This window comes from Komagataeibacter kakiaceti JCM 25156 (assembly GCF_000613305.1).
This window is the reverse complement of record NZ_BAIO01000855.1, coordinates 1-652: the sequence shown is the minus strand read 5'-3', so window position 1 is coordinate 652 and position 652 is coordinate 1. Positions and strand designations below refer to the sequence as shown.

General features: G+C 68.3%; 1 protein-coding gene and 1 pseudogene. Both read right to left on the bottom strand.

Annotation, left to right across the window (positions count from 1 at the left end; genetic code table 11):
- Positions 1-474: helicase HerA domain-containing protein (locus tag JCM25156_RS26575; protein WP_034961641.1), on the bottom strand; the 474-nt coding region annotated here is incomplete at its 3' end.
- Positions 471-652: pseudogene (locus tag JCM25156_RS26570) on the bottom strand (NAD(P)/FAD-dependent oxidoreductase); the annotation flags it as partial. The gene JCM25156_RS26575 and the pseudogene JCM25156_RS26570, both read right to left, overlap by 4 nt.

The window sequence follows — 652 nt, the reverse complement described above, 5'->3', positions numbered from 1 at the left end:
ATCCGTCACCTCGCCCGCGGCGGCGGGAGCGAAAAGCTGGGCCTCGTCCACCACCACCAGCACGGGATACCAGTAATCCCGCTGTACTTCGAACATACCGCCCAGAAAGGCCGCGGCGCGGCGCATCTGCACCTCCACGTCCACGCCCTCAAGGTTCAGCACGACCGAGGCGCGATGCACGCGCATGCGTTCACCCGCCGCCTGCAGGGCTGCTTCGGTATGTTCGGCGGCGTCGATGACCAGATGGCCGTAGCGGTCGGCCAGGCTGACGAAATCGCCCTCCGGGTCGATGATCGCCTGCTGCACCGTCCGGGCCGACTGCTCCAGCAGGCGGCGCAGCAGGTGGGACTTGCCCGAGCCGGAATTGCCCTGCACCAGCAGGCGGGTGGACAGCAGTTCAGCCAGATCCATGGTTACCGGGGCATCCCCGGCAATGGCCCCGCGCCGTTCCCCGATCGTGATCGCAACACTCATGGCGCTGAGGGATACAGTCCATGCCGCGAGTCCCGCAACCACTCCCACGCGCCTTCGCCCGCCATGCGGCCCGTCGCCATACAGCCCTGCAGCAGGAAGCCGCCTGTCGGGGCCTCCCAATCCAGCATTTCACCCGCCGCGAACACGCCGGGCAGCGCGCGCAGGCATGAGGTTCCGG